Origin of the sequence: Desertihabitans brevis, from assembly GCF_003327535.1 — a bacterium.
GTDB lineage: Bacteria > Actinomycetota > Actinomycetes > Propionibacteriales > Propionibacteriaceae > Desertihabitans > Desertihabitans brevis.
In genome coordinates this window covers 45,676-66,395 of sequence record NZ_QOUI01000005.1, presented here as the reverse complement: position 1 = coordinate 66,395, position 20,720 = coordinate 45,676, and the positions used below count along the sequence as shown (strand labels likewise).

Here is a 20,720-nt window from a genome sequence, read left to right as displayed (position 1 = left end):
CATCATCCCCCGAGGGAGCGGTCGAGGTCCTCGACCGCGAGGTTGAGCGCCAGGACGTCCACCGCCGGCTCGCCGATGAAGCCGAGCGCCGGGCCGGTGGTGGCCCCGGCGACCAGCGCCTCCACCTGGGCCGGGTCGAGCCCGCGGGCGTCCGCCACCCGCGGCACCTGCAGGGCGGCGTACTCCGGGCTGATGTGCGGGTCGAGCCCGGAGCCGGAGGCGGTCAGCGCGTCGGCGGGCACCGCGGCGGGGTCGACCCCGTTGGTGGCGGCCACCTCGGCACGGCGCCGCTCCACCTCGGCCAGCAGGCCCGCGTTCTCCGGGCCGAGGTTGGACGCCCCCGAGGCGAGCGGGTCGTAGCCGTCCCCGGCCGCCGACGGCCGCGGGTGGAACCACTCCTCGCCGTCGAAGGGCTGGCCGATCAGCGCCGAGCCGACCACGGCGCCGTCCACGGTGACGAGGGAGCCGTCGGCGCGATCGGGGAGCAGCCGGCCGGCGAGCAGCACGGCCGCCGGGTAGAGCACCCCGAGCAGCAGGGTGAGGGCGAGCAGCAGCCGCACGGCGGCGGCGGAGGTGCGGAGCAGGGTGAGCACGGTCAGACTCCCGGGAGCAGCGAGACGAGCAGGTCGATGAGCTTGATCCCGACGAAGGGCAGCACCAGACCGCCGACGCCGTAGACCAGCAGGTTGCGGCGCAGCAGGTGCTGGGCGCTGGCGGGGCGGTAGCGCACCCCGCGCAGGGCCAGCGGGACCAGCGCGACGATGATCAACGCGTTGAAGACGACCGCGGAGAGGATCGCCGACTCCGGGCTGCTCAGCCGCATGAGATTGATCTTGTCCAGCTGCGGGAACACCCCGGCGAACATGGCCGGCACGATGGCGAAGTACTTGGCCACGTCGTTGGCGATCGAGAACGTGGTCAGCGCCCCGCGGGTGATCAGCAGCTGCTTGCCGATCGCGACGATCTCGATCAGCTTGGTCGGGTTGGAGTCGAGGTCGACCATGTTGCCGGCCTCCTTGGCCGCCGACGTCCCGGTGTTCATCGCCACCCCGACGTCGGCCTGGGCCAGCGCGGGGGCGTCGTTGGTGCCGTCGCCGGTCATCGCCACCAGACGCCCGGCGGCCTGCTCGCGCCGGATCAGCGCGAGCTTGTCCTCCGGGGTCGCCTCGGCCAGGTGGTCGTCCACCCCGGCCTCCGCGGCGATCGCCGCGGCGGTGCGCGGGTTGTCACCGGTGATCATCACGGTCCGGATCCCCATCCGGCGCAGCTCGGCGAACCGCTCGGCCATCCCGTCCTTGACGACGTCCTTGAGGTGGATGACGCCCAGCGCCCGGGCCGGCTGGTCACCGACCCGCTCGGCCACCACCAGCGGGGTGCCGCCGGAGGAGCTGATCGCGTCCACCGTGGCGCCGATCTCCTCGCTCGGACGCCCACCGTGCTCGCGGACCCAGCGCAGCACCGCGGCGGCCGCGCCCTTGCGGATCTGCCGCCCGCCGCCCGGACCGGTGAGGTCGACCCCCGACATCCGGGTCTGGGCGGTGAAGGGGACGAAGTGCGCGCCGGGCAGGGTGCCCTCCTCCCGGGCCCGCAGGCCGTGGCGCTCCTTGGCCAGCACGACCACCGAACGTCCCTCCGGGGTCTCGTCGGCCAGGCTGGAGAGCTGGGCGGCGTCGGCCAGGGTCGCGACCTCGACGTCGGCGACCGGGACCAGGTCGGCAGCCTCGCGGTTGCCGAGGGTGATGGTGCCGGTCTTGTCCAGCAGCAGCACGTCGACGTCACCGGAGGCCTCGACGGCCCGTCCCGACATCGCCAGCACGTTGCGCTGCACCAGCCGGTCCATGCCGGCGATGCCGATGGCCGAGAGCAGGGCGCCGATGGTGGTGGGGATCAGGCAGACCAGCAGCGCGACCAGCACCGGCAGCGGCTGGGCCCCGCCGGAGAAGGTGGCGAACGGCTGCACCGTCACCACCGCGAGCAGGAACACCAGGGTGAGTGAGGCGAGCAGCAGGTTGAGCGCGATCTCGTTCGGCGTCTTCTGCCGGGCCGAGCCCTCGACCAGTCCGATCATCCGGTCGAGGAAGGTCTCTCCGGGTCGGGCGGTGATCCGGACCACGATCCGGTCCGAGAGCACCTTGGTGCCGCCGGTCACCGAGGAGCGGTCGCCACCGGACTCGCGGATCACCGGGGCGGACTCGCCGGTGATGGCCGACTCGTCCACGCTGGCGACGCCCTCGACGACGTCGCCGTCGCCGGGGATCACCTCGCCGGCCTCGACGACCACCCGGTCGCCGACGGACAGCTCGGTGCCGGGCACGACCTGCTCGGAGCCGTCGTCGGCCAGCCGCCGGGCGGTCGTCTCGGTGCGGGTGCGCTTCAGCGTCTCCGCCTGGGCCCGGCCGCGGCCCTCGGCCACCGCCTCGGCCAGGTTGGCGAAGAGCACGGTGGCCCACAGCCAGCCGGCGATGGCGAGGGTGAACAGGCTCGGCTCGGCCACCGCGAACACCGTGGTGACCACCGAACCGACCCACACCACGAACATCACCGGGGTGCGCACCTGGTGGCGGGGGTCGAGCTTGCGCAGCGCGGGCGCCAGGGCCTCGAGCAGCTGGCGCGGGCTGAAGAGCCCGGCCGGCGGACGGGTCGCCGGCGTCGCGGGGTCGGGCGGCGGCGTCCGGCGCGTGGGCGGGGTGGAGAGGGCAGGTGTCGTCACAGCAGGGCCTCCGCGACAGGTGCGAGTGCGAGAGCGGGGAAGAAGGTGAGCCCGGCCACGACCACCACGACGAAGGCCAGCAGGCCGACGAAGGTGGCGGTGTGGGTGGGCAGGGTGCCGGTGCCGGCGGGCACGGGGGCCTGGCGGGCCAGGCTGCCGGCCAGGGCCAGCACCAGCACGACCGGGACGAAGCGGCCGAGCAGCATGGCCAGCCCGATGGCGACGTTCTGGTAGTCGGTGGCGGCGCCGAAGCCGGCGAAGGCCGAGCCGTTGTTGTTGGCGCCGGAGGCGTAGGCGTAGAGCATCTCGCTCAGCCCGTGCGGTCCGGGGTCCTGCACCGAGGTCTCGGCCAGCCCGGGCACGGCCGCGGTGAGCGCGGCGCCGACGAGGACGAGCGTCGGCATGGTGAGGACGTACAGCGCGACCAGGGTGATCTCGCGCCGGCCGATCTTCTTGCCGAGGTACTCCGGGGTGCGCCCGACCATCAGCCCGGCGAGGAAGACCGCGAGCACGGCGAGCACGAGCATCCCGTACAGGCCCGAGCCGACGCCGCCGGGAGCGACCTCGCCGAGCAGCATGTTGAGCAGAAGCACCCCGCCGCCGGGGGCGGTGAAGGAGTCGTGGAAGGCGTTGACCGCACCGGTGGACGTCCCGGTGGTGGAGGCGGCGAACAGTGCGGAGAGCGCCTCGCCGAAGCGGACCTCCTTGCCCTCCATCGCCGCGCCGGCCGCCTGCGGCACGCTGCCGCGGGCGGCCAGCTCGGCCCAGGTGACCAGCGCCACCGAGGTCAGCCACAGCCCGCCCATCACCGCCAGCACGGCCCGTCCCTGGCGCAGGTCGCCGACCAGCGTGCCGAGGGTGCGGGGCAGGGAGAACGGGATGACCAGCAGCAGGAAGACCTGGAACAGGCTGGCCCAGGCACTCGGGCCCTCGAACGGGTGGGCGGAGTTGGCGTTGAAGAACCCGCCGCCGTTGGTGCCGAGCTCCTTGATCGCCTCCTGGGAGGCGATCGGCCCGCCGACCAGGGTCTGGGTGCTGCCGTCCAGGGTGGTCAGCTGCTCGGGACCGCTGAGGTTCTGCACCACGCCGCCGACGAGCAGGACCAGCGCGGCGAGGAAGGCCATCGGCAGCAGCAGGCGGACCACGCCGCGGACCAGGTCGACCCAGAAGTTGCCGATCCGGTCGGTGCGGGAGCGCAGGAACCCCCGCACCAGCGCCACCGCGACCGACAGGCCCACCGCGGCGGAGAGGAAGTTCTGCACGGCCAGCCCGGCGGCCTGCACCAGGTGGCCCATCGTCGACTCGCCCGGGTAGGACTGCCAGTTGGTGTTGGTGACGAAGGAGACCGCCGTGTTCCAGGCGGTGGCCGGGTCGACACCCTCCAGCCCGAGGGCCAGCGGCAGCCAGCCCTGGACGCGCTGCAGGACGTAGAGCACCAGCACCGACACCAGCGAGAAGGCCAGCACCGAGCGGGCGTAGACCGTCCAGCGCTGGTCGGCGGCGGGGTCGATGCCGCCGAGGCGGTAGAGGACGCGCTCTCCGGCCAGGTGCCGCTCGCTGGTCAGCGACCGGGCGATGTGGTCGCCGAGCGGACGGTGCACGAGCACCAGGGCGAGCACCAGCAGCCCGAGCTGGGCCAGCGCCATCAGCACGGTGCCGGTCATCAGAACCGCTCCGGGAAGAGCAGGGCGGCGAGCAGGTAGCCCGCGAGGGCCACCGCCACTCCCAGGGCGACCATGTCGACGGGGCTCACAGCTTCTGCACCCCCGCCAGCAGACCGAGCAGCAGGCCGAAGCCCACCAGGGTCAGGAGCACCAGCAACAGGTCCGGCACGTGTCCGCATCTCCTCGCGACGAGCGCGTCCTCGGACGCGACGGCCCCCGCCTGGGACCGCATCCGCCACTCCACTCCGCCGCCGGCCCGTCCGGGCGCGTCCAGACGCTCCCCTGACGGTCCCCGCCCTCCTCGTGACGCACCCCGGACACCGGAGCCGACCGCCGCCCACCGCACCTCCCGCGATCGCGCGACCCAGCGCGCTGAGCCTGTCGACGCGCGGGACCAGGTAGGCGACCGCGCTCCGACAGCTCTGGGAGGACCGGGTCAGCGGGGGATGTCGGGGAGGCGGACGGTGGAGATCAGCCAGGTGACGCCGATGCCGACGCCGACCAGCAGGAACGTCGCCAGCACGTCCTCGGGGGCGGCGATGACGAAGCGGTCGTAGGGCTCGGTCCAGCCGAGGTCGTAGGCCACGCCGGCGACCACCGCGCTCAGGTGACCGGGCCAGCGTCCGCCAACCCAGGCCACCACCGCCACCGCCAGCACGAGCAGGATCGCCGCGAGCGGAGCCGATGCGGGCCGCCCGACCAGGAACGCGGCCAACCCCGCCGCCGCGGGCAGGGCCAGCGCGGCCGTCCAGGACAGCACCGCCCTCCAGTCCGCGGCGCCGGGCAACGGCGACGGCGGGACGGGGTCGGCGGTGGTCGGGATCATCAGGGCTCCTCGTGGGGTTCGATCAGCTCACGGTAGGCACGTCCGGCGGGGCTCGCGGTCCGGTCCTGACCAGATCCGGACACCCGGACTCCCGCCGCCGCGGTCCAGTCCCTCCAGCCTCGGCGCCTGCACGGCCCGCTCGCGGTGCGCCACCTCACCGGTTCGCGTGACCTCACCCCGGTCTGACACTGACACCCGTCACCCACCCGGGAACGCTTCAGTTCGCGGTCCGGCACCGACATCGGTGCCGGACCGCGAACTGGGCCAGGCGCCGGTCAGCGGTCGCGGGACGCGGCGGTGGGCCAGAGCACCAGACCGGCGAGGGCGACCAGCAGCACGACGACCACCGCGACCAGCGTCAGCGCGGCCGGCAGCACGACGAACCCCGCCGCCCACGCGAGCAGGGCACCGGCGAGCACGGCCACCACGGCCAGCCCGGCGGGGACGCCGAGCCGCCGCCAGACCGCGGGCGCCACCCGAGTCCACGGCTGCGCCAGGGTGAGCGCGCCGGCGGCCGCGTGCCAGCCGACCAGCCCGAGGGCGACCGGCACCAGCACCAGGACGTCCAGACCCTCCGGCGTGGTCGCCGCGGTGACGGCCGCCCACAGCACCACCCCCGCCGCGAACAGCAGCGGCAGCTGCCCCCGCGCCCAGACCAGGCCGACCAGACCGGCCCCGGCCAGCAGCACGCCGAGGACGGCGTTCGGGGTGCGCGACCACAGCACGGCGCAGGCCAGCACCGCCGAGACCAGCATCACCAGCCGCAGCAGCCACACGTGCCGGGCGCACCGCCGGGCCGCGTCCAGCCACTCCACCAGGGCGTCGAGGAGCGAGAGCATCAGCCCGCCCCCGCCCCGGCGCCGCGGGCCATCCGTGGCGCCCCGCGGTTGGCGGCCAGCGCGGCGACCACCGTGCCGAGGCTCTCGATACCGCGCCAGGTGACCACCGGGACGCCGAGCTCGGCCAGCCGGTCGAGGTCGACGTCGCGCTCCAGCCGGCGCAGCGCCCACGCCTCGGTCCAGTACCGCTGCGGACGCAGCCGCTCCACCGCGGCGTCCAGCACCGCCCCCACCGAACGCGCCCGGTGCGCGCCGTCCAGCCGGCCCAGCTCGGGCGGCAGGGTGTCGACGGCCAGCACCGCCGCGCCGCGGTGCACCAGCCGCAGCACCTCGGCCAGCACGTCGCGGTCGAGCAGCGGGGAGCAGACGACTACCAGCGAGCCGGGCCGCACCCGACGGATCCGGCGCACCATCGGGCGCGCCGCCCGCTCGACCGAGGCCCGCGCCAGCTGCTCCACCAGGACGGTCCGCTGCCGGGCGCCGGCCGCCGGCGGCACCGAGCCGATGACGTGGCCGAGGTCGTGCAGCCCGACGCGGTCGCCGAGCCGCAGGTAGTGCTCGGCGACCGAGGCCGCGGCCAGCACGGTGGTGTCGAGGCTGGACGTCCCGGAGTCGCCGACCAGGTCGGCCACGGTGTCGGTGACCACCAGCACCTCGGTGTCGCGCTCGGCCAGGGTGGCGTTGGTGTGCAGCTGCCCGGTGCGGGAGGTGACCCGCCAGTTGATCCGCCGCAGCCGGTCGCCGGTCTGGAAGCGGCGCACCTCGGCCAGCGTGACGCCCTCGCCCCGGGTCCGGCTCGGGTGCAGACCCACCAGCCCGATCGGGTGCGGGATGACGTCCCCGCGCCCGGGCGGCTCGCGGCCCGGCGCCACCGAGACGGCGTCCGGGCGGGGCCGGAGGGTCCCCAGCCAGAGCCCCCAGTCGTCGGCGACCACGGCCTCGGTGGGCTCGACCCGGTGCCGGCCCCAGCGCTGGGGGCGCAGCCGGACGGCCGTCTCCCCCAGCCCGGTCGCCGCGCCGGACGGCGGGTCGAGGTCGCAGCGGGCCGGCGGCGGCACCGTGAGCCCGACCAGGGTGCCCGGCTCGGAACGCAACCGGTACTCCACCACGTCGCCCAGCTGGACGCGGTGCGCACTCAGCCCGCCGTCCGGCGCCTCGGACGTCCCCGGCCGGCGGAGCACACCCAGCGCGGCCCAGACGGTGAACGGGGCAGCGAGCACCAGCAGCGCCACCTGGGAGGTGAGCACGGCCAGCGTCCCGCACAGCACGAGCAGCACCACGGCCCGGACCAGGGCCGGGGACGGCCGCAGCCGCACGGCTAGTCCTCCGGCCGGTACTCGGCGGGCACCGGCACCCGGTCCAGCACCGAGCGGACCACCTGCTCACCGGTGACGTTGCTCATCCACAGCTCGGGCCGGACGGTGACCCGGTGGGCCAGGGTCGGCACCGCCAGTGCCTTGACGTCCTCCGGGCGCACGTAGTGCCGGCCGGCGATCAGCGCGTGCGCCCGGGCACAGGTGAGCAGGGCCAGCGAGCCGCGCGGGGAGGCTCCGACCAGCAGCGCCGACTCCTCGCGGGTGGCCGCGGTGACGGCGACGGCGTAGCGGCCGACCTCGGGGTGGAAGTAGACGTCCTCGCAGGCCCGCTGCACCTCCAGCAGCTCCTCGGGGGTGAGGACGGCCTCCACGCTCTGCTCCTCGGTGCGCCGGCCGATCCGGCGGGCCAGCACCTCCCACTCCTCCGCCTCCGACGGGTAGCCGAACTGCAGCCGCAGCAGGAAGCGGTCGAGCTGGGCCTCCGGCAGCGGGTAGGTGCCCTCGGTCTCGACCGGGTTGGCGGTGGCGAGCACGTGGAACGGCCGGGGCAGCCGGTGGGTGACGCCCTCCACGGTGACCTGCTTCTCCTGCATCGCCTCCAGCAGCGCCGACTGGGTCTTCGGCGGCGTCCGGTTGATCTCGTCGGCCAGCAGCAGCCCGGCGAACAGCGGCCCGGGACGGAAGTCGAACTCGGCGCGGCGCTGGTCGAAGACGTAGCTGCCGGTGAGGTCGGCGGGCAGCAGGTCGGGGGTGAACTGGGCGCGGCGGAAATCGAGCCCGAGGGCCTGGGCGAAGCTGCGGGCGGCCAGCGTCTTGCCCAGCCCGGGGAAGTCCTCGATGAGCACGTGTCCGCCGGCGACCACCCCGGTCAGCACCAGCTCGAGCGCCTCCCGCTTGCCGACCACGGCGCGCTCGACCTCGGCCAGCACCCGCTGGCAGTGCTCGGTGGCGCGGGCCAGCGTCTCGGCGCTGGGAGGGCTGGTGGTGGGGTGGCTCACAGGGACCGGATCTCCTCGAGGATGGTGCGCAGCTGGCGCCGGGTCGGCGTCGGCGGCGGGTCGGCGGACAGGTACTCGGCCAGGGTCGGCGGCAGCGGGCCCGCACCCGCTCGGCGCCGGCGGGCCTCCACCAGGTCGGTGAGGGTGGTGTGCAGCGGGCGCAGGTTCATCCCTCGCTCGGCACCCCACAGCTGCGACTCCAGCACCCGCACCCGCGGGTCGGCCTGGCGGGCCGGCTGTGCCCCGCCGGGTTCGGGGAGGACCGCGACGGGCGGGTCGGCCGGCTCGACGACGTGGCGGACCAGGAAGGTGCCGGCGGCGACCGCGACCGCCAGCAGCACCCAGAACGGCAGGTGCAGCCCGAACCCGACGAGGGTGGCGACGAGCCCGGTGAGCAGGGTGGCGCCGGCGGCGACGGCGACGGTGGTGAGCAGCCGCCGGGTGCGGGACCGGGGTGGCCGCGGACGTCGGCGGCGGCTCACCGGCCCGCTCCCCGGTCTCCAGGGCCACCGGCCGGGAGGTCCGCCGGCGCCGTCCACGCGGACGGCGCCGGCCCGGCGTCCTGCTGCTCGGTCGCCTCGCGCAGGGTGGTGAGCGCGGCGAGCGCGGTCCGGCGAGCCGACTCCGGCAGCCGCGTGCCGGAGAACAGGGCGTCCTCGTAGACGTCGGCGAGCCGGTGCACCGGACCCTCGGGCAGCGCGGCCGCGGCCAGCACCGCGACGGTGTACTCCCGGGCGGTCTGGTGCGCCGCCCGAGGAGCCCCGACCGCGGCGGCGAGGCGTTCCAGACCCTGCCAGCAGCGCACCACGGCCCGGTTGACGTCACCATCGACATCGATCTCGGTCTGGCTGCGGGCCAGGTGCTCGCGGACCTCCGCGACGTCGACCACCGTCGCCACGTCGTCCTCGATGCCGACCGGTCGTTGCCGGGCACGCACCCCGCGGACGACGAGGACGACGACCGCGGCCGCGACCAGCACGGCGACCACCACGACCAGCAGCACCAGCGCCTCGGCCAGCGGTGCCGCCCAGGCCGGCGGCGGAGCGGGCTCGGGCAGCACGGACGGCTCCTGCCGGGGTGCTCCGTAGCCCTCACCCGGGGGTGCGGCGGGCGCGCTCGGGTAGCCGAACGAGGGCACCTCGGTGAGCGGGGAGGACGGCGCCGTCCGTGCGGCCAGGGCCAGCAGCAGGAGCAGCAGACCGGCGCAACCCAGGGCCAGGGCCAGCAGGACCGGCCCGCCGTCGGACCGGCCACGGGTGTGCTGCCCGGCCGCCATCGCCCGATCCAACCACACCCCGGTGGACACCGGGCAGGTGCCAGACGGTAGAACGGAGCCATGTCTCAGAGCCGAGATGAGTCGTCCGCCGCACCGGGTGCGGCCGTCAGCGCCGCCGACGCGTTCCCGACCAAGCACCTGCCACGACCGAAGGTCGAGGTGCTGCCGGAACCACCGTCGCGCTACCGCAAGCTGATCGGGCCGGGCATCATCGCCGCCGGGGTCGGTCTGTCCTCGGGTGAGTTCATCATCTACCCCTACATCGCCTCCCAGGTCGGGCTGGTCTTCGTCTGGGCGGCGGTCGTCGGGCTGCTCACCCAGTTCTTCATCAACCTGGAGGTCGAGCGCTACACCCTCGCCACCGCCGAGACCGCGCTCACCGGGTTCAGCCGGTACTGGAAGCACTGGGGTCTGTTCTTCGCGATCCTCACCTACTTCGCCAACCTCTGGCCGGGGTGGGCGACCAGCAGTGCGACGATCATCTCCTTCATGACCGGCGGCGAGGCCCGCTTCATCGCGATCGGTCTGCTGGTGGCGATCGGGCTCATCCTCACCCTGGCGCCGGTGGTCTACGTGGCCCTCGAGCGGGCGCAGATGATCAAGGTGGCGGCCGCGCTGCTGCTGTTCGCGGTGGCGGCCGTGTTCGCCATCGGGGCCGACACCTGGGCCGACCTGCCGCAGGCGGTCACCCGGGCCTCCCTGCCGTACGAGCAGCTGGGCTTCGCCGTCCTCGTCGGGGCGCTCGCCTTCGCCGGCGCCGGCGGTGGGCAGAACCTGGTGCAGGCCAACTGGATCCGCGACAAGGGCTTCGGGATGGGCACCTACGTGCCCCGGCTGGTCAGCCCGGTGACGGGTCAGAAGGAGGCCAAGCCGAGCACCGGCTACGTCTTCGAGCCCACCGCGGACAACCTGACCCGCTGGCGCGGCTGGTGGCGGTTCGCCAACGTCGAGCAGCTGGTGACCTTCGTCCTCATCACCCTCATCACCATCGTGTTCACCTCGCTGCTGGCCTACTCGACCGTCTACGGCACCGAGGGGCTGAACGACGACGTCACCTTCGTGCAGGTGGAGGGCCAGGTGCTCGGCGAGCGCGTCGGGCCGTGGTTCCAGTACCTGTTCTGGGTGGTCGGGGCGGTCTCGCTGTTCGGGGCGGCCCTGGGCATCGTCGACTACACCTCGCGGATGGCCGCCGACGTGGTCAAGACCTCCTACGCCCGCAAGGCGGACGAGAACAAGCTCTACGCCGGTCTGGTCTGGGGCCTGGTGGCGATCGGCGTCCTGGTGCTGCTGATCGGGTTCGACCAGCCGCTGGCGCTGCTGGTGATCTCGGCGGTGGTCGGCGGCGCGATGATGTTCATCTACTCGGGGCTGCTGATCCTCATCAACCGCCGGCTGCTGCCGGCCCCGATCAGGATCCGTGGCTGGCGGTTGGTGGCGATGATCTGGGCGGTGGTCGTCTTCGGCATCGCCACCGCGGTCGCCGGGCAGGAGCAGATCCGCAGGATCGTCGAGGCGGTCGGCGGCTGACCGCGGACCCGCGTCGGACGGTCAGATGCCGGTGCACGGGAGGGACACGGTGGGGCTGGTCCTGGCTGTCGGCCTGTTCCTGCTCGGGTCCTCATGGCCGTCCTCGCCTGGCGGCTACGACCGGTCCGGCTGACGGTTGACGACCAGGGACTGCGGCTGACGTCGGAGCTCGGCCGGTCGACCGAGATCCCCTGGTCCGCCGTGACCGGTCTCGAGCTGGAGAGCAACTGGCGCACCCTGCGGATCACCGCTGCGGGTGGCATCCGTCGCGACGGCCGGCTCGTGGACGCCGGCACCCACCGGTTCCGCGGGTTCGGCAACCTCGCGTCCAGCACCTCGCGGACCCTCACCTACCTGCAGCACCGCCACGCCCGCGCCATCGGCCGCCCGGATCGGCAGCCGACTGACCCGTGACGGCGGTCCGGGCGGCACACCGACCGCCGCGGAGCCGTCATGCGCGTCCAGGGCGCCTCTACTCGCAGCCGACGCCGTCGCCGTCACGGTCGAGATGTGGTCCGTAGCCAGGGTCGCCCCTGCGCACCGGTGCTGCGCCCGCTGCCCGCGCGGCGCTGCAGTTCTTGTAGTAGGTGTCGCCACCGCCTCCGGTGTCGGAGGCCCACTTCTGCACGTCCGGTTCCTCGGCTTCGAGGTAGGCCGTCTCGGTGACCGTCGGCGCCGGTTCGGGGTCCGCCGTCACGGTGACCTCGGAGGTCGCCGTCACGGTCACCTCGGCCGTGGCCGTGACCGTCTCAGCCGGGAGCGGTGCCGCCGTCACGGTCGTGGTGGCGGTCGGCGCCGGGGACGACGGGTCCGTGGCCGCCGGGGTCGCGGTCGTCGTCTGTCCTCCGCTGCCGAGCAGCACGCCGACGAGCAGACCACCCAGGACGCCGCCGGTGGCCCACACCCAGGTCCGGGACCGCCTGGCACTGGTCGCCGCCGGAGCTGCAGCGGGAGGGGCCGCCGGCCGGCCCTGGTCATCCACCCAGAGGGACCAACCTTCAGGCACGGACAGCCCCTCAGGCACCTGCCATCCGGCGGGCGGTCGCCCGTCGGGTGTCGGGGGCGCCGGCCAGCCGGGAGGTGGGTTGAAACGAGTCGGGGACATCGGGGAGCCCTTCGGAGACCAGCACTGCAGGACGCCCGAACGCTACGGGCGCTGCGCAGGCGGTGGCTGAGACGCTCCTGAGCGTCGGAGCTGAATTCCCGGAGATGTGTGCTCAGACCAGCCCGGAGCGGTAGGCGATCACCACCAGCTGGGCGCGGTCGCGGGCACCCAGCTTGGTCATCGCGCGACTGACGTGGGTGCGCGCGGTGGCCGGGCTGACCACCAGCTGCTGGGCGATCTCCTCGTTGTTGAGGCCCTCGCCGATCAGGCCGAGCACCTCGCGTTCGCGGTCGGTCAGCTCGCCCAGGAGCGGGTGCGGCTGCACCCGCCGCACCGGTCCCTCGCGCACCGAGGCGATCACGCGCTGGGTCACCGACGGCGACAGCAGCGACTCCCCGGCCGCGGCGAGCCGGATCGCCCGCAGCATCTCGGTCGGGTCGTCGTCCTTGACGAGGAACCCCGCGGCACCGGCGCGGAGCGCATCCAGCACGTAGTCGTCGTTCTCGAAGGTGGTCAGCATGACGACCCGGGTGCCGCCGAGGGTCTCGTCGGCCGAGATCTGGCGCAGCGCCTCGATCCCGTCCAGCAGCGGCATCCGGATGTCCATGAGGATGACGTCGGGACGCCGGCGGCGCACCAGCTGGACGGCCGCGTGCCCGTTCTCAGCCTCGCCGGCGAACTCCAGGTCGTCCTCGGCCTCGACCAGCACCCGCAGACCCATCCGGATCAGCGACTGGTCGTCGGCCACCGCCACGGTGATCGTCACCGGCCTCCTCCGCTCCCCCGCCCGGCGTCGCCCTGCAACGGCAGCCGCGCCGTCACCCGCACCCCGCCGTCCGGCACGGCCCGCACGTCGAGGCTGCCACCGACACCGCGGGCGCGCTCGGTCATCCCGGCGATCCCGTGCCCGGGCTCCGGCGGGTGCGCCAGCACCGGACCGGAGTCGACGACGCTGACCACCAGCGTGGACCCCTCCCGGGTCAGCCGCACCTCGGCCGGGGCGCCGCCGGCGTGCTTGCCGACGTTGGTCAGCGACTCCTGCACGATCCGGTAGGCCGCGTGGGCGACCGTCGGCGACACCTCGCCCAGGTCGTCGGCGACCTCCAGCCCGACCTGCCGGCCCGCCGCCCGCAGCTCCTCCACGACCACCGGGATCCGGTCCAGCCCGGCCAGCGGGGCGGTGCCGACCTCGCCGTCGCGGAACACCCCCATCGCGGCCCGCAGCTCGGCCATCGCCTCCAGCCCGGTGCGGCGGATCGCCCGCAGCGACTCCTCGACCTGGTCGGGACGCCGGTCCACCACGTGCAGCGCCACGCCGGCCTGCATGGTGATCACCGACAGCGAGTGGCCGACCACGTCGTGCACCTCGCGGGCGATCCGCAGCCGCTCGGCGTCCGCGCTCTGCCGCAGCTCCTCGGCGCGGATCCGCTGGGCCGCCAGCCGACGCGCACGGTGCAGGGTGCCGAGCAGCAGCGCCACCGCGAACACCACCAGCGCGAAGGTCGTCGAGGTGGTGCTGCCGAGCGCCAGCTGCTCGGTCTCGAAGGGCCACCAGCCCAGCGCCAGCACCGGCACGAGCAGCGCGGTCCACGGCAGGTAGCGGCGCGGGGCGGAGCTGGAGGCCAGCGCCAGCAGCGCGAGCGCCGGTGCGAAGCACAGCGGCCAGAAGGGGGCGTCCGCGGCCAGCAGGACCGCGGCCGCCAGCGCCACCCCGAGGAACGCCGCCAACGGTCGCAGCCGACGCAGCGCGAGGGCGACCACGAGGGCCAGCACGACGACACCGAGCAGCGGTGGCACGTCGGCGACCGCGAAGGGGGGCGCGGCGGGCTCACGCCAGGGCGGCCCGCCACCCTCCCACGGCGCGCCGTACGGGCCGCCGACCGGCAGCTTGGCGAGGAACAGGCTGACCCAGGTGGTCGCGCCGACGAGCAGGGCCAGCGGGACGTCCAGCAGGAGCACCCGCGGGTGAGCTCGCACCATCGGCCCTCCTCCGGTCGTCCGGTGCCCGTCGGCCGGGGCACGCTGCCGAGCGTAGGACGGCCTCCGCGCGCCCCGCATCCGGTGCGGCGCGTAGCCGTCCTACGTCAGCGGGCGCAGCGCAGGTGTCGTCGCCTGGCCGATGTCCGCGGGCGCCCTCCCGACCACCCTGGGGACATGCCGATCTACCACCCGGCCTTCGACGGCCCACCGCCCTTCGTCCCGATCCTTGGAGGTCTCATGTTCCTGCTGTTCACGATCCTCTTCGTCGGCACCCTGCTCTTCCTGGCCAAGCGCGGCCGGCTGGCAGGACCGCCCTCGTTCTTCCGCCCGCCGGAGTTCGAGGCCCGCACCATCCTCGCCAACCGCTACGCCGGGGGTGACATCTCCACCGACGAGTTCCTGGAGCGTGCCGCCACCCTCAACTGGACGCCCGGGGTCGACGACCCCCGGCTCCAGGACAGGAAGAAGCGCTGACCGCATCTCCTGGCACATCCCGCTGCGTACTCGCAGCGGGATGTGCCACGTCCGGAGCGTGCTCAGCGTCCCGGGCGGGCGACGGCGGTCAGGAACCGGCCGACGGTGGCTAAGTCGGCCGGGCCCGCCATCTCCCGCTGCGACAGCCAGACCGCCACGGTCCCGGTCGCGGGGTAGAGGTAGCCCGCGGTCCCGGTGCCACCCATCCAGCCGTAGCGCCCGGGCACCTCCCAGAGCTGTCCGGCGGAGACGTCGACGCTGCCGCCGAAGCCCCAGGCCTGGTCCTGCAGGAAGAGGTTGCCCGGCTCGGCACGGTTCTGCGGCGAGATCATCTGCCGCACCGCCTCGGTCGAGAGCACGGTACGACCCGCGTGCTGCCCGCCGGCGAGCAGCATCTGGGCGAAGGTGCACCAGTCGTCCACGGTGGAGACCGTCCCGCCCGCGCCGGAGGCGAATGCCGGTTCCTCGCTCCACTGCCCGTCCGGCCCGTCCACCTGGACGAGATCGCCGGAGTCGTCGGCACGGTAGGAGGTCGCGAAGCGGTCGCGGCTGCCGGCCGGCACCGAGAACCCGGTGTCGTGCAGGCCGAGCGGATCGAGGACGGTGTCGGCGAGCACCTGCGACAGGCTGGTGCCCGCCACCCGGGCCAGCAGCACCCCGAGCACGTCGGCCCCGGTGTTGTAGGTCCAGCCGCGACCGGGCTGGTGCACCAGCGGGATCTCCGCCAACCGGGCCACCCACTCCTGCGGTGCCGGGATCCGCTGCGGCTCCGGCGGCCCCTGGTGCAGCCGCTCCTGCAGCGCGACGACCACCGGCGCGTCGAACTGCGGGACCAGCCCGTGCCCGGCGGAGAACTCGAGCAGGTGCCGCACCGTGATCGGCCGCTCCGCCGGCACCACGTCGTCCAGCTCCGAGGTCGGCGTCCGCAGCACCGACGGCGCGGCGAGCTCGGGCAGCCAGCGGCGCACCTCGTCGTCCAGACCGAGCCGGCCCCGGTCCACCAGCACCATCGCGGCCGCGGCCACCAGCGGCTTGGTCATCGAAGCGATCCGGAACACCGTGTCCCGGCTCATCGCCGCACCTCCGAGGGACCGGACGCCGGCCACGGCCACCTCGCGCCGGCCCCCGGTGGCGACCAGCGCCACCACCCCGGGCACCGACCCCGTCCGCGTCGGCTCCTCCACCAGCTCCTGCAGCCCGTCCATCTCGTCCTCCCGGTCGACCCTCGTCCGTGTCGACCCCGCGCGGGCCCGCGTCTCATCGCGCCGGTCCCGTGGCGCGCCCGGGGACGGCACCGACGCAGCGTCCGGTGGCCATCGCCTAGGGTGGGACCAGCCCACACGGGCCCCCGAGGAAGGGAGCACGACGATGAAGATCGGACCCGGCATCGCCCTGCTGGTGATCGGTGCCATCCTCGCCTTCGCGGTCGACGTCGACCTCGAGGCCGTCGACCTGCAGCTGATCGGCTACATCCTCATGGGTGCCGGTGTGATCGGCATCATCATCGGCCTGATCTGGATGCAGAGCGCCCGCGCTCCCCGCCGCAGCACGACCCGTCGGGTGGTCGACGACGGCAGCCGACCGCCGCGCGAGGAGTACACCGAGCGCGACCTGCACTGATCCCACCGGGGGTCGCCGTGCCGTCCTGGATCTTCTGGCTGGCCGTCGTCCTCATCGTCGGCACCGGGGTCATCCTGTTCGGCGCCCTGCACGACCGGCACCGCCAGCGCGCCCGCGAGGAGGAGCTGCTGCGCCCACCGGCCCGCGCGATCCCCGGTCCCGGCGGCGAGGTCTCACCGCTCTACCTGAGCGACGAGCGGGCCGGCACACCCCCACCAGACGTCCCCGGCACCGAGCTGTCCGCGGCGCAGCGGACCGAGCTGGAGCGCCAGCTGGTCGCCGCCACCCGGCTCGGGCACGGGATGGCGGCCGCCGGGTTCGTCACCGACCAGGCCTCCGGACGGGCCGTCCTGGACGCGCCGCTCGTGCTGCTCTGCGCCGACCCGGTGCGCAGCCTGCGGGCGCTGCTGCCGTTCCTCGAGCAGCCGGCTCCCGCCCACGTCGTGCTCGCGCCCGAGATCGACCCGACCCTGGTGCGCACGCTCGAGGTCAACCAGATCCAGCGCACCCGTCGGCTGCTCGCCGTCACCGGGGTCGACGCCCGCGCCCGCGACGAGGTGCAGATCGCCACCGGCGCCACCCCGGTGGGCACCGCCGACCTGCAGTCGGGCTGGGTGCCGTCCACGGTGCTCGGCCGGTGCTCCCGCTGGGTGAGCGATCGGCGGCAGAGCTGGGTGGTCGTGGACGCCGACGGCGTCACCTCGCCCGACCGCGGCGAGGACCCGCCTGTCTAGGATGACCGTCGTGCCAGCTGAGGAGCCCGTCGACCGCCGCTGGCCGCGCTCGGTCTACGGGGTGGGCGACGAGCCCGACCCCCGCTTCACCTTCGCCAACGAGCGCACCTTCCTCGCCTGGATCCGCACCGGGCTCGCCTTCCTCACCGCCGGCGTCGCGCTCACCACGATCGCCGGTCTGCTGCCCGGCCGGGAGCTGCTGGCCCACGTCGCCGCCGCCGTCCTGGTGGTCTGCGGTGTGCTCTCCGGGGTGGTGGCGCTGGCGCGCTGGGCGCGCAACGAGAAGGCACTGCGGCTGCAGCGTCCGCTCCCCTCCTCCCCGGCCCTCCTGCTGCTCACCGGCACCCTCGTGCTGGTGGCCGTGATCGCCGTGGTCGTCCTGGTGTGAGCCGGTCCGGGCAGGACGGGCAGGCCCGGCTCTGGGACCCGGGGGCGCAGAACGAGCGCACCCGCCTGGCCTGGCAGCGCACCCTGCTCTCGCTGACGGTGGCGGCCCTGGTGGTGGCCCGGCTGGTCGCCACCGAGGCCCTGCTGCCCGGGCTCCTGCTCGGCGGCGTCGCGCTGCTGCTCGGGCTGGTCATGGCGGTGCTGGCGGGACGGCGCTACTCCGCGGCCGAGGTGGCGATCCGCTCCCGCGGCCAGCTGCCCGACGGGCGGGTCAACCTGGTGATGGTGCTGCTGGTGCTGACCGTCGGCGCCGGCGCGGGGCTGCTGCTCCTGCTGTGGTCCTGACCGGACCGGGTCGGCCGATCAGGCCCAGCCGAGCTCGTGCAACCGGTCGTCGTCGATGCCGAAGTGGTGCGCGATCTCGTGCACGACGGTGATCGCCACCTCCTCCACCACGTCCTCCCGGGTCTCGCAGATGGCCAGCGTGGGGTTCATGAACACGACGATCCGGTCGGGCAGCACCCCGCCGTAGCCGGTGTCGCGCTCGGTCAGGGGCACGCCGTCGTAGAAGCCGAGCAGACCCGGCTCCTCGGCCGGGGCGTCGTCCTCGACCACGATGACGCAGTTCTCGACCAGCGCGGCCAGCTCCGCCGGGACGTCGGCGAGGGCCTGCTCGACGAGGTGGTCGAACTCCTCGCGCTCCATCGACAGCACCGGGTCAGGGTAGCGGAACGCAAATGACACCGGTGTAGTTCTTAGGAATGGCACGGCGTGTCGACTTGCACCTGAGGTTGAGGGTTATTGCGGATCCTGAGCGTTGCCTCTTAGTGTCCTGAGCAGTTTGAGGTTGATGTGGTGGTCGGGGCCCCTGTGTCGGATGTGACAACTGGGGTCTGGGGGGACGTCCGACCGCGTCGATCACGCCCACGACTGACGGCAGGGGAAGGCCGTCGGGGAGGACAGATCGGTGAACAGCGCCCTGAAACGCATCGGTGGGGCGGCGGCATCTCTCACGGTGGCCGCCGGACTCATCTCGGGCGTCTCGCTGGTGGCCACGACCGTCGCCGAGGCAGGCGACGAGATGGTCACCGCGACGACGAACGTCAACGTCCGGACCGGGCCGAGCACCAAGCACCGGGTCCTCGGCTCGCTCTCGACCGGGCAGAGCCTGCCCGTCAAGGGCAAGGCCAAGGACGGCTGGACGCCGGTCAGCTACTCCGGCACGTCGGCCTGGATCTCCTCCGACTACGTCGTGCTGAGCGACTCCGACGCCGAGGCCGACGATGCCAAGCCGTCCAAGGGCTGGCGCTGGGGCTCGGTCGCGCTGAACGTCCGGACCGGGCCGAGCATCAGCTCCCCGATCGTCACCGTGGCCGGCAAGGGCTACGGCTTCCAGGTCACGGGTGCGACGAAGAACGGCTTCAGCGAGGTCAACTTCAAGGGCAAGTCGCGCTGGGTCACCACGCAGTACCTCAGCCCCGACAAGCCCGGCACCAAGACCCCGGACGCGAAGAAGACCTGGCGCTACGGCACCACGAACCTCAACGTCCGCACCGACCCGAGCCTGCGCGCCAAGGTGGTCGACGTCGCCGGCCGTGGCTACGGCTTCATCTACCACGGCCGCCAGGAGAACGGGTTCGCCGAGGTCACCTTCAAGGGCAAGACCCGTTGGGTCTCGGCGCGCTACCTGAGCGAGACCAAGCCGTCCGGCACCTCCCAGCCCAAGGAGCCGATGCCGTCGGGCTCCCCCGCCAAGCCGGCGCCCGAGCCCGCACCGAAGCCGAAGCCCGAGACGAAGCCGGCCCCGGCAGGCAACGCCAAGGGCGTGTGGCGCTACGGCACCACCGCGCTCAACGTGCGCACCGAGCCCCGCAAGAGCGCCACCATCGTCAACGTCGCCGGTCGCGGCTACGGCTTCCTGTTCCACGAGGTCGTGGAGAACGGCTACGCCCAGGTCACCTTCCAGGGCAAGAAGCGGTGGGTGTCGGCGCAGTACCTGTCGGAGAAGCGACCGCAGGGTGAGGCGGCCGGGCCGAAGGCCCCGGCCGACCCGAAGGTCACCGGCGTGCGCTACGCCACCACGCTGCTGGCCATCCGCACCGCCTCCCGGGGCGGGTCGACCATCACCGACGTGAAGGCCGGCACCAAGCTCGAGATCACCGGCAAGGTCGAGCACGGCCGGGCCCAGGTGGTCTACAAGGGCGCGGTGCGTTGGGTGACGGCGCAGTACCTCTCGAAGGAGACCCCGCGCCAGGACGCCTCGGACGACACCGACGGCCGCGGCGGCAAGGTCACCGTCACCGGCGAGTCGGGTCTGACGTCGAACTCCCGCTACCTGCTGGCCCGGCTCAAGGCCCGCTACCCGCACATCACCACCTACCACGGCGTGCGACCGGACGCGATCCCCGACCACCCCTCCGGCAAGGCGCTGGACGCCATGATCCCGAACTACCGCTCGGCCTCCAGCCGGGCGCTCGGCAAGGAGATGGCGGAGTGGATCAAGAACAACGCCGCCCAGCTGAACGTGGAGTACATCATCTACGACCAGCGCATCTGGAACGTCCGTCGCAGCGGTGAGGGCTGGCGCTACATGGCCGACCGCGGCTCGGACAACGCCAACCACAAGAACCACATCCACATCACGACGTTCTGAGCGTCCGACCCGAGCCCCCTGCGGCCCAACCGATCCCCCGACGGTTGGGCCGCAGGTGTCCCCGGCGGCTAGAGTGCTGCCCAGGTCCCCATCGTCTAGCGGCCTAGGACTCCGCCCTTTCAAGGCGGCAGCGCGGGTTCGAATCCCGTTGGGGATACCCCGCGGAGGTCACCGTCGCGTCCTCCTCTCCCGCAGCGCGGCGAGGTCGGTGCGCACCTTGTCGACGACCGGCACCAGCTCCTCGCCCCAGCGGGCCAGTAGCCGCCCCCGCTCGTCGAGCGCCAGCCACCGCAGGCCGTACATGATCACCCAGGTGTGGGCGTCGCGCGCCGGGTCGTCGTCGCGGTCGGCGATCGGCGCCCAGTACAGGCCGCCGTCGTCACCGACCGCGTACTTACGGGCCGGGTCGCCCGCGTGCTGGTCGACCAGCAGGTAGTAGCCGTGGCCGTGGTGGTCGATGGGGACGAGCCCGCCGGCCTCCATCTCCCGGAACGACCGCGCCAGCCCGGGCCGGGCCGCGACCACGGCGGCGACCTAGGGCGCCTGCTCCTCGGTGACGCATGCGCGCCACCGGTCGGCTGCTCTCCTGCTCCGCGGCATGCGGAGCAGTG

At 73.8% G+C, this 20,720-nt stretch carries 25 protein-coding genes and 1 tRNA gene; 9 read left to right on the top strand and 17 right to left on the bottom strand.

Annotated elements, in window-relative coordinates; genetic code table 11:
- Positions 1-2: 2 nt before the first annotated feature.
- From kdpC to DT076_RS09155, 11 genes are all read right to left on the bottom strand, one after another.
- The gene (gene kdpC, locus DT076_RS09200; RefSeq protein ID WP_114126387.1) at positions 3-599 is read right to left on the bottom strand and encodes a potassium-transporting ATPase subunit KdpC; all 597 of its coding nucleotides are present in this window, start codon (positions 597-599) and stop codon (positions 3-5) included.
- Positions 596-2,710, bottom strand: coding sequence for a potassium-transporting ATPase subunit KdpB (gene kdpB / locus DT076_RS09195; protein ID WP_114126386.1), 2,115 nt, complete (start codon positions 2,708-2,710; stop codon positions 596-598). Before kdpB ends, kdpC begins: the two co-directional genes overlap by 4 nt.
- Complete coding sequence (gene kdpA / locus DT076_RS09190) at positions 2,707-4,374, bottom strand: potassium-transporting ATPase subunit KdpA (protein ID WP_114126385.1); 1,668 nt, start codon at positions 4,372-4,374, stop codon at positions 2,707-2,709. Before kdpA ends, kdpB begins: the two co-directional genes overlap by 4 nt.
- The gene (kdpF, locus tag DT076_RS19375; RefSeq protein WP_158548095.1) at positions 4,374-4,463 is read right to left on the bottom strand and encodes a K(+)-transporting ATPase subunit F; all 90 of its coding nucleotides are present in this window, start codon (positions 4,461-4,463) and stop codon (positions 4,374-4,376) included. Before kdpF ends, kdpA begins: the two co-directional genes overlap by 1 nt.
- Entirely contained in the window at positions 4,460-4,606 is a 147-nt protein-coding gene (locus DT076_RS19370; RefSeq protein ID WP_158548094.1) for a hypothetical protein, read from the bottom strand. The genes kdpF and DT076_RS19370 overlap by 4 nt, the downstream gene beginning before the upstream one ends.
- A gap of 204 nt (positions 4,607-4,810) precedes the next feature.
- Positions 4,811-5,200, bottom strand: coding sequence for a DUF4118 domain-containing protein (locus tag DT076_RS09180; RefSeq protein ID WP_114126383.1), 390 nt, complete (start codon positions 5,198-5,200; stop codon positions 4,811-4,813).
- 275 nt (positions 5,201-5,475) lie between these two features.
- Positions 5,476-6,039, bottom strand: coding sequence for a hypothetical protein (locus tag DT076_RS09175; protein WP_114126382.1), 564 nt, complete (start codon positions 6,037-6,039; stop codon positions 5,476-5,478).
- Entirely contained in the window at positions 6,039-7,355 is a 1,317-nt protein-coding gene (locus DT076_RS09170) for a DUF58 domain-containing protein (protein WP_114126381.1), read from the bottom strand. Before DT076_RS09170 ends, DT076_RS09175 begins: the two co-directional genes overlap by 1 nt.
- 2 nt (positions 7,356-7,357) lie before the next feature.
- Complete coding sequence (locus tag DT076_RS09165) at positions 7,358-8,353, bottom strand: AAA family ATPase (RefSeq protein WP_233493822.1); 996 nt, start codon at positions 8,351-8,353, stop codon at positions 7,358-7,360.
- Positions 8,350-8,835 (bottom strand): hypothetical protein, encoded by a 486-nt coding sequence (locus DT076_RS09160; RefSeq protein ID WP_114126380.1) that lies wholly within the window; start codon positions 8,833-8,835, stop codon positions 8,350-8,352. Before DT076_RS09160 ends, DT076_RS09165 begins: the two co-directional genes overlap by 4 nt.
- The gene (locus DT076_RS09155) at positions 8,832-9,659 is read right to left on the bottom strand and encodes a DUF4129 domain-containing protein (RefSeq protein ID WP_147264111.1); all 828 of its coding nucleotides are present in this window, start codon (positions 9,657-9,659) and stop codon (positions 8,832-8,834) included. The genes DT076_RS09160 and DT076_RS09155 overlap by 4 nt, the downstream gene beginning before the upstream one ends.
- Before the next feature lie 30 nt (positions 9,660-9,689).
- On the opposite strand from DT076_RS09155, the gene DT076_RS09150 reads away from it, so the two are divergent.
- Together DT076_RS09150 and DT076_RS09145 are read left to right on the top strand one after the other, a co-directional pair.
- Positions 9,690-11,156 carry an Nramp family divalent metal transporter gene (locus DT076_RS09150; protein ID WP_114126378.1) on the top strand — a complete coding sequence of 489 codons (1,467 nt, stop codon included), beginning with the start codon at positions 9,690-9,692 and terminating at the stop codon, positions 11,154-11,156.
- 93 nt (positions 11,157-11,249) lie between these two features.
- Positions 11,250-11,570, top strand: a complete 321-nt coding sequence (locus DT076_RS09145; protein WP_114126377.1) for a PH domain-containing protein — start codon at positions 11,250-11,252, stop codon at positions 11,568-11,570.
- A 58-nt stretch (positions 11,571-11,628) separates the two neighbouring features.
- Here the strand turns inward: DT076_RS09145 and DT076_RS19940 are convergent, their stop codons facing one another.
- The 3 genes from DT076_RS19940 to DT076_RS09130 all read right to left on the bottom strand — a co-directional run bounded on the left by DT076_RS19940 (position 11,629) and on the right by DT076_RS09130 (position 14,241).
- A complete protein-coding gene (locus DT076_RS19940) occupies positions 11,629-11,877 on the bottom strand; it encodes an excalibur calcium-binding domain-containing protein (RefSeq protein ID WP_233493820.1) in 249 nt (82 codons plus the stop codon).
- Positions 11,878-12,373: 496 nt separating this feature from the next.
- Positions 12,374-13,027, bottom strand: a complete 654-nt coding sequence (locus DT076_RS09135) for a response regulator (RefSeq protein WP_114126375.1) — start codon at positions 13,025-13,027, stop codon at positions 12,374-12,376.
- The gene (locus DT076_RS09130) at positions 13,024-14,241 is read right to left on the bottom strand and encodes a sensor histidine kinase (protein ID WP_158548093.1); all 1,218 of its coding nucleotides are present in this window, start codon (positions 14,239-14,241) and stop codon (positions 13,024-13,026) included. Before DT076_RS09130 ends, DT076_RS09135 begins: the two co-directional genes overlap by 4 nt.
- A 174-nt stretch (positions 14,242-14,415) precedes the next feature.
- On the opposite strand from DT076_RS09130, the gene DT076_RS09125 reads away from it, so the two are divergent.
- Positions 14,416-14,715 carry an SHOCT domain-containing protein gene (locus DT076_RS09125; RefSeq protein WP_114126373.1) on the top strand — a complete coding sequence of 100 codons (300 nt, stop codon included), beginning with the start codon at positions 14,416-14,418 and terminating at the stop codon, positions 14,713-14,715.
- A 62-nt stretch (positions 14,716-14,777) separates the two neighbouring features.
- Here DT076_RS09125 and DT076_RS09120 read toward each other — a convergent pair whose 3' ends face one another.
- The gene (locus DT076_RS09120) at positions 14,778-15,920 is read right to left on the bottom strand and encodes a serine hydrolase domain-containing protein (protein WP_114126372.1); all 1,143 of its coding nucleotides are present in this window, start codon (positions 15,918-15,920) and stop codon (positions 14,778-14,780) included.
- 163 nt (positions 15,921-16,083) lie between these two features.
- On the opposite strand from DT076_RS09120, the gene DT076_RS09115 reads away from it, so the two are divergent.
- Genes DT076_RS09115 through DT076_RS09100 form a run of 4 tightly spaced genes read left to right on the top strand, consistent with a single transcriptional unit; the run spans position 16,084 to position 17,801 of the window.
- The gene (locus DT076_RS09115) at positions 16,084-16,335 is read left to right on the top strand and encodes a DUF6458 family protein (RefSeq protein WP_114126371.1); all 252 of its coding nucleotides are present in this window, start codon (positions 16,084-16,086) and stop codon (positions 16,333-16,335) included.
- 17 nt (positions 16,336-16,352) lie between these two features.
- A complete protein-coding gene (locus DT076_RS09110; RefSeq protein ID WP_114126370.1) occupies positions 16,353-17,069 on the top strand; it encodes a hypothetical protein in 717 nt (238 codons plus the stop codon).
- 10 nt (positions 17,070-17,079) lie between these two features.
- Entirely contained in the window at positions 17,080-17,457 is a 378-nt protein-coding gene (locus DT076_RS09105; protein WP_233493815.1) for a YidH family protein, read from the top strand.
- The gene (locus tag DT076_RS09100) at positions 17,454-17,801 is read left to right on the top strand and encodes a DUF202 domain-containing protein (RefSeq protein WP_114126368.1); all 348 of its coding nucleotides are present in this window, start codon (positions 17,454-17,456) and stop codon (positions 17,799-17,801) included. Before DT076_RS09105 ends, DT076_RS09100 begins: the two co-directional genes overlap by 4 nt.
- 18 nt (positions 17,802-17,819) lie before the next feature.
- Here the strand turns inward: DT076_RS09100 and DT076_RS09095 are convergent, their stop codons facing one another.
- Positions 17,820-18,161, bottom strand: a complete 342-nt coding sequence (locus DT076_RS09095) for a metallopeptidase family protein (RefSeq protein ID WP_114126575.1) — start codon at positions 18,159-18,161, stop codon at positions 17,820-17,822.
- Positions 18,162-18,423: 262 nt separating this feature from the next.
- Here DT076_RS09095 and DT076_RS20250 point away from each other — a divergent pair, with 262 nt between their 5' ends.
- Together DT076_RS20250 and DT076_RS09085 are read left to right on the top strand one after the other, a co-directional pair.
- Positions 18,424-20,109, top strand: coding sequence for an SH3 domain-containing protein (locus tag DT076_RS20250; RefSeq protein WP_114126367.1), 1,686 nt, complete (start codon positions 18,424-18,426; stop codon positions 20,107-20,109).
- 84 nt (positions 20,110-20,193) lie between these two features.
- Positions 20,194-20,266 (top strand) — tRNA-Glu (locus tag DT076_RS09085).
- 11 nt (positions 20,267-20,277) lie between these two features.
- Here DT076_RS09085 and DT076_RS09080 read toward each other — a convergent pair.
- On the bottom strand, positions 20,278-20,634 hold the full coding sequence (locus tag DT076_RS09080) for a hypothetical protein (RefSeq protein WP_114126366.1): 357 nt from the start codon (positions 20,632-20,634) through the stop codon (positions 20,278-20,280).
- Positions 20,635-20,720 lie beyond the last annotated feature (86 nt).

Coding starts and splice junctions, on each gene's coding strand:
- kdpA (WP_114126385.1), bottom strand. CDS start 4,374: ATGACCGGCACCGTGCTGATGGCGCTGGCCCAGCTCGGGCTGCTGGTG.
- DT076_RS19370 (WP_158548094.1), bottom strand. CDS start 4,606: ATGCGGTCCCAGGCGGGGGCCGTCGCGTCCGAGGACGCGCTCGTCGCG.
- DT076_RS09180 (WP_114126383.1), bottom strand. CDS start 5,200: ATGATCCCGACCACCGCCGACCCCGTCCCGCCGTCGCCGTTGCCCGGC.
- DT076_RS09175 (WP_114126382.1), bottom strand. CDS start 6,039: ATGCTCTCGCTCCTCGACGCCCTGGTGGAGTGGCTGGACGCGGCCCGG.
- DT076_RS09150 (WP_114126378.1), top strand. CDS start 9,690: ATGTCTCAGAGCCGAGATGAGTCGTCCGCCGCACCGGGTGCGGCCGTC.
- DT076_RS09145 (WP_114126377.1), top strand. CDS start 11,250: ATGGCCGTCCTCGCCTGGCGGCTACGACCGGTCCGGCTGACGGTTGAC.
- DT076_RS09130 (WP_158548093.1), bottom strand. CDS start 14,241: ATGGTGCGAGCTCACCCGCGGGTGCTCCTGCTGGACGTCCCGCTGGCC.
- DT076_RS09125 (WP_114126373.1), top strand. CDS start 14,416: ATGCCGATCTACCACCCGGCCTTCGACGGCCCACCGCCCTTCGTCCCG.
- DT076_RS09120 (WP_114126372.1), bottom strand. CDS start 15,920: ATGGACGGGCTGCAGGAGCTGGTGGAGGAGCCGACGCGGACGGGGTCG.
- DT076_RS09115 (WP_114126371.1), top strand. CDS start 16,084: ATGAAGATCGGACCCGGCATCGCCCTGCTGGTGATCGGTGCCATCCTC.
- DT076_RS09095 (WP_114126575.1), bottom strand. CDS start 18,161: ATGGAGCGCGAGGAGTTCGACCACCTCGTCGAGCAGGCCCTCGCCGAC.